Source organism: Halomonas sp. (assembly GCF_014859505.1).
Taxonomy (GTDB): domain Bacteria; phylum Pseudomonadota; class Gammaproteobacteria; order Pseudomonadales; family Halomonadaceae; genus Halomonas.
Map to the genome: position 1 here is coordinate 1 of NZ_JACUUD010000148.1, position 5920 is coordinate 5920.

The following is a 5920-nucleotide window of genomic DNA, read 5'->3' on the forward strand; positions in this document are numbered from 1 at the left end:
GCGCCTGCCGCCCGAGGTGGTTCGGTTCGAAGTCACCAGCCGACAGCGCCTGCTTGCCAATGCCTATACTCGTCCGGATGACCTGCCCCATCGCACCCGGGTACCGGTGGACTACTACGCTTGGCGTGGCGATGGCGAGGGACAGCCAAGCTGGTTCCTCCTGCAGCCATCGGAAACTCGAATGCAGGAGCAGTCCTCGGCGCAGAGAGCGCCGGATACCAGCCGGGTACTGCATGTACAGTCGCGCCCGCCGGAGCGCGATCCCCAGCTCCTGGCAGGGCGCTACCAGTGGCAGGCACTCGACCCCCAGCTCTCGGCCCGTGGTGCCCGCATCCTGGTTCCTTTGCGCGGCGAAGAGCGCCTGCGCCCGAGCGGGCTTCCCGCCTACTTCCAGCCCCTCGAACCTGGCACCCAAACGGTGGAGATCGCCACCCCCGGGGTCGCTCGCAGCCTCGAGCCGCAACTCATCTACCTGCGCGAAACCTCGGAACCCTTCCGCCTGCACCTGCGCATCGACGGCAATTCGATGCGCCACGAACTGATCGGCAGGCGGGGTGACATCAGCCTGCCGCCGCTCTCCGCGGGCCGCCATGAGGTGGAACTCGACGCCAGTACCTCGGGAACCTGGCTGATGAACTATCGCTACCCTGATGAGTCCGGCTACCTGCGCCGCATGGCATTTCGCCTGGACGAAGCAACTCTGAGCTATCCCGTGGACAAACGCGAAGATGGCCAGCTTGTGGGTGCACGCTTCTACTCTCTCGGCGATGCCGGGGACTCGAGCACGGTTCGTGTACGCGTCGAATCCGCTGCTCTGACCTCCCGGCCGACGCGGGAATGGACGCATCTCGAGCGCTTCTACCAGATGACGCCTACAGCTGAAGAGGCTGGGGTCGGTTATGTGCTCGACCAGCAACGCGAACGGCTTGCCCATGGCCAGCCGATGCTGATCGATCTGGGCAGTGATATACCCGATGGCTCCGTTACGGTGGAGTTTTCTCTCCACAGTGGTGCCCCAGGCTATGTCGTTTTCCACGAGGTACTGCCAGGGGAACACGAACGTGCACGCGGTTTTCGTGAGGAGGGCGAATGATGGTGGAATATGCTTGACAAGGGCTATCTCAAGGGCTGCTTGCTGCTGGCAGCGATGCTGTTGATCACTGACGTGATGACGCTGGCCTCCCCGTCGGCGCATAGCCTTGACTCACTGCTCGAGCAAGCCAGAAGCGAGGTGTACGCCGTGCCCGAGAGACCCTATATCGTTCAGGCAGAGGAGGGGTTCAGGCACTGGCTTTTCATGGATGATCGCCGCGAGGCGGCGCAGAGTATGGAAATCCCTGGCGTCGAGCCGGTCGCCCTGTCCCAGCCGGACATCGTCGTGCTGATCGAAAAGCAAGACGATCGTCTTGGGCGTGGGCTCTATGCCGCGCGCGTCCAGGGCAGTACGCCACTGCTGATCCAGGCACCTCACCAGTACTACGACCTGCACACCGGAACCCTTGCAAGCCAGCTCTTCCTGGAAAGCGATGCCATGGCCTCGGCCTGGAACACCATGCATCGCTACCACGGCGATGACAGTGATCTCGTACATATCTCCGACAGTTACCTGCATGCCCTGAGCCGGGCCTTCGCCGACGTGTATCCCGGTGGGCGGATACTCCAGTTGCATGGCTTCAGCAGCGCCAAACGCAAGAGCCGGGCCGGGCGTGAAGCCGAGGCCATCCTCAGTGACGGTAGTCGCAAGCCACTCGAGTCCCTGTCCCAGTTGACCCGTTGCCTCTCGCAGCGCCTCGGTATCCGGGCGATGCTCTTTCCCCGGGATGTCCGTGAACTGGGTGCCACCACCAACACTGTCGGCTCCAACCTGCGTGCCAGGGGCTTTGATGGTTTCGTGCACCTGGAACTTGAAAGTGAGCTGCGCAAGCGTCTCATCAGCGATGCCGATGCCAGAAACAGCCTCATCCAATGCGTGACGGAGACCAGCCCATGAGATGGCTTGCCGTGGTTCTGTCCTGTGCAGTGGTACCTCCCATTGCCGCCAGCGAGAACCTGCCTTATCCCTATCCTGCGGATCCGCTGATCGAGCGCGAGCGGGCAAGCCAGGCGCCGCGCCTTTTCTGGGAGGAGCCACAGCTCCTGGATCTTTCGGAGCAGAGAAGAGGGCGAGTGACTCTCGATGCCGGCGAGATGGCCACCTTCAATCTGCCGGAACAGGGTCATCTTCGCCTGCAGCTGGATGAGGATCAGGCACCGCCCCTGCTGTGGCTCTCCGGTGACGGACGGCTATGGAGGCAGGAACCCTGGACCCCTGGCACGCAGAGCCATGAATGGTTTCATGTGAAGGACAAACCATCTCCTCTGCTGGCTCGCCTGGAGGCTGAGGTGGCCTTCAGTGGCCGATTGCTTGTCGCGACGCAGGATCACGTGGATTCGCCAGACCCCTTCCGCGAGGTCACATTGTCGCCAAGGCTCGAACGGGTAGCGCTTGGCGACGCTGACGGCGAGCGGTTGCCCGTGCATCGCCTGGCGCAGGGCGAGATCCTCGAGATGGCGATCGAAGGCCCCCGCGTGCTCGCCCTCGCCAGCCGCCCGGCCGAGGGTGCGGAGCACCAAGGGCGCTATTCCCTGAGCTGGACCCTCGATGATGCTCCCTGGCAACTTCTGACCATCAATCGAACACGGTTCAGCACCCTCTACCAGGAACTCGGCGCCTCCCGGCTTCACGGTGGCATGGACCGGCGTTACCTGACGATCCCCGAAGGTGAGCATCGGCTTAGGCTCAAGGCGTCCCTGCCCCTGCTGGCGAGAATCGAGAAGGCCGATAAGGCCTACTTTCTCGACCTCAACGACCCCCAGCCTGGCCTTGTCGAGCGTACCCAGTGGCTTCTTGACACTCCTCCGGGCGCCGGTGGCAAGCCACTCGTGGAACTTGACGCCCTGCGGCAGTCGAACCATATCGAGGGAGCCGCCGACATCGCTCTGGGCTTTCTTGAACAAGGAGTTCTCGAAGCCGATAGTCCCTCCTGGCCCGGGGCCAGGCCTCATCCTGCCAGACAAGCCCTTGCCGGTAATATCGAACGCGACCAGCGCTTCTTCCGCAACCTCTTCCCGGACAGAGACAGTGAGCCGCTAGCCCTGGAAACGGCCTGGTTCGCCACCACTAGTCCGCTGGAGCTCGAAGCGGATGAGCGCTACTTCCTTGATGCCGACGATGTGCTGGACCGACTGGGCCGCGGTCTTTTCGTCGAGCTTGCTGAGACGCCTCTGACCTATCCGCTGCCGGAACGCTTCGGCCCTTCACGTCTGCGGCTCTCTGTTGCGCGCTTGACGCCCGAGGCAGAGGCAGCGCTCTGGGTGCAGTACGACGATGCGCCGGCCCAGCGGCTGAGGCTGAGTGCACCGGCGCTGCACGCCGATCTGTCCACGCCAGAGGACGCTATTCTCTCTCAAGAGGCATTGGCCGTGATCCCGACGCTGGGAGGCGCCTTCGCGGCGCAGCGTGAGGCGGACCACTACTGGCCGACGGACATGGCGACTCTGCCCTTGCCCGCGGATGTCGGCGAAGTGCGTGTCTGGGGCGATGTCGCTCTACCGGTGTCGCTTCAGTACCGGGCCAGCCAGCCATACGATGCCGGCGAAACCGCCTATCGCGAGCTTCTCGAAGAGGTGCCTTACCGCTCTCTCGTCGCTCGCCTGCACAGCGCATTCGGCGGCGCTCCAAACCCGGACTCGTCCCCCCTGGAGCCTGTCATCCCCCCGGTACGTGCCCTGGAGAACCAGTGGTACCCGATGCTTCGCTATCTTCATGCCTCCCAGGCGGCCTATCTGGATGACTTCACACCGCAGGGCCCGGCCCAGGCGCCTGCCGACCTGGAGCAACGCCTGGCGAGGTCCCGGACCCAGGCACAGCGCTCTGACTGGCTCGGGGTGCTGGACACCTTGGGCAATGCAGGCTACGGCCATCACCCCGACGCCTATCGTTTGTCACAGCAGGCGCTCGGCGCCCTGGGTGAGCACTATCTGGCAGGGCGTCAACGCCAGGCCGTGGCGGTGTTCGGCAGCGCTGCAGGCACAAGGCAACTGGCCACACAGGACCTCTTGACGGCCTACGCGGAAACCCAGCGCTGGGAGAGTCAGGTTCGTCTGCTGGCTGCACGCTTTCTGCGTGAGGGCGACGGGCAGCTCCTGGAGCCTCTGGGCGAGGCGCTGCATCGCGCGGGTGAATCCCTCTGGGCAACCCAGCTCGGACTCCTGCTTGCTCGGGAGAGAGCGCCGCCGTCATGGCTGCCGGAGGCAGCACAAGAGGCCGGCTGGTCGCATACCGCGGATACCCAAGACTTCGAGCGGCCTGCCAGGGAGCGAGCCCTGCGACAGGGTGATCTGGCCGCCCGAAGCGGAGACTTCGAAAAGGCAATCGATCACTGGCGTCTGGCAGGAGACGCCGGTGCCGAACGTACTCGCCGAATGTATGACGCCCAGGCCATCGCCAGCGAGCTAGGGAGCCGGGATCGAAAACAGCGCCTTGCTGCCGTGGAGCGCTGGCTTGCCTGGTCGCTGTCGACGCAGCAGGCGTTCGAGTGGGCCTCTCTTGGCCATCGCATCGAGAGCAGCCGGGGTTTCTCGACCCTGTTCAGCGAGGTCACGCAAAGGCCCCTCTCCCTTCCCCATGCCACTGCCGACTCGCCGCTGGAACTCGAGGTGGTGGGGCCTGCAATACTGCGTGTCCAGCTGCGCAGAGTGGCACCGGAGTCCCGCAAGCCAGGGGAAATCGACTGGCTATCGACCGAGCTCGTCGACGTTGCGGGAAGAACGACGACGCTTCGGGCACCGATCCTCAGCCGTGCAGAGAATCCCTATCTTGCGACGATCAATCGCCGAACGGCGACCGCCACCGGTGATGACATCCTTCTCGAGGTGCCCCCGGGCCTGCACCGTCTTCGCCTGCGGCCCCGGCACCATGACTACCTGGCGCAGCTGTGGCAGTGGCAGCCAACCCATTCCTGGGCGGTGCTTCCGCCGCTGACGCCACTTGTCCTCAAGGATCTGCTGCAGGGCCCCGTGAACGCGACGGGCTGGCTGTCGGACACCTCGCCGGATTACCTGAGGGTCCATGAGGCAGAACTCGAGCTGTTGCCTGTCCTGCCTTCCCAACGACTGCATAGCCTCGATCTTGTCTCCCTGAACGCCACTGCTATCAAGGACGCCCTGGAATCCCTGGAGTTTCCCGTCATGGCAGTGGCTCCGGAAGCGTGGCCGGAGGGTGGCCAGGCGATTCGGGTGGAAAGCGTCGAGACCGAGGTCGCCGGCGTCCCGGAATCTCACGGCGAGGCCTATGCGCTTGCGGTGGCACTGCTCTGGGAGCTCGAGCAGAACCCCGACCTCATGGATCGGGTGAGCGCGCGCCTGGCAAGGCTCGCCCAGGTTCATGCCGAGGTGGTGGCCCTTCGACAGCTTGCCGACAGGCTGCTTCAGGGGTATGGCTGGCGGCACATCAGCAGTAGTTTCGAGAGTGCCGGAGTGCGCCAGCTCCCCCTCCAGGAGGCGATGCACTCCCCCTTCAGGCGCGCGCGCCAGTCATTGCTTCCCGTTTTTCCGGCGTCGTCCATGCGGTTGAGCGGCAGGGGCGTCGAGGGCGTGGAGCTCTCGACGCCCGACCCCCTGGTCATCGAAGTCAGGCTTATACAGCGCGTCCTGCCCCACGAGGCGAGAATCCCGGCTGAGGTGATGATCCAGTTGGGCGATCGCAGTCCCCGGCTGATCCGTCTGTCGGAGGAAGAATCGCTGGAGCGGATTCGGCTTGACCCGGGAGAGCACGCCTTGCGGCTGTGGCTCAAGGAACCCAGGCAGCAGCAGTTCGTCACCGCGCGGCTGACCCTGGCGGGTAGCGGGGCACCACTGATCGAGGACGAAACACGCACCT

Annotated in this window: 3 protein-coding genes; all 3 read left to right on the forward strand. The window is 64.4% G+C overall.

Annotated elements, in window-relative coordinates; all coding sequences use genetic code 11:
- Positions 1-1093: hypothetical protein (locus IBX53_RS14050; protein ID WP_290910377.1), on the forward strand; the 1093-nt coding region annotated here is incomplete at its 5' end.
- Positions 1094-1102: 9 nt separating this feature from the next.
- Positions 1103-1990, forward strand: coding sequence for a hypothetical protein (locus IBX53_RS14055; RefSeq protein WP_290910378.1), 888 nt, complete (start codon positions 1103-1105; stop codon positions 1988-1990).
- A gap of 176 nt (positions 1991-2166) precedes the next feature.
- A partial coding sequence (locus tag IBX53_RS14060) for a hypothetical protein (protein WP_290910383.1) occupies positions 2167-5920 on the forward strand: 3754 nt, incomplete at its 3' end.

Coding starts and splice junctions, on each gene's coding strand:
- IBX53_RS14055 (WP_290910378.1), top strand. CDS start 1,103: ATGCTTGACAAGGGCTATCTCAAGGGCTGCTTGCTGCTGGCAGCGATG.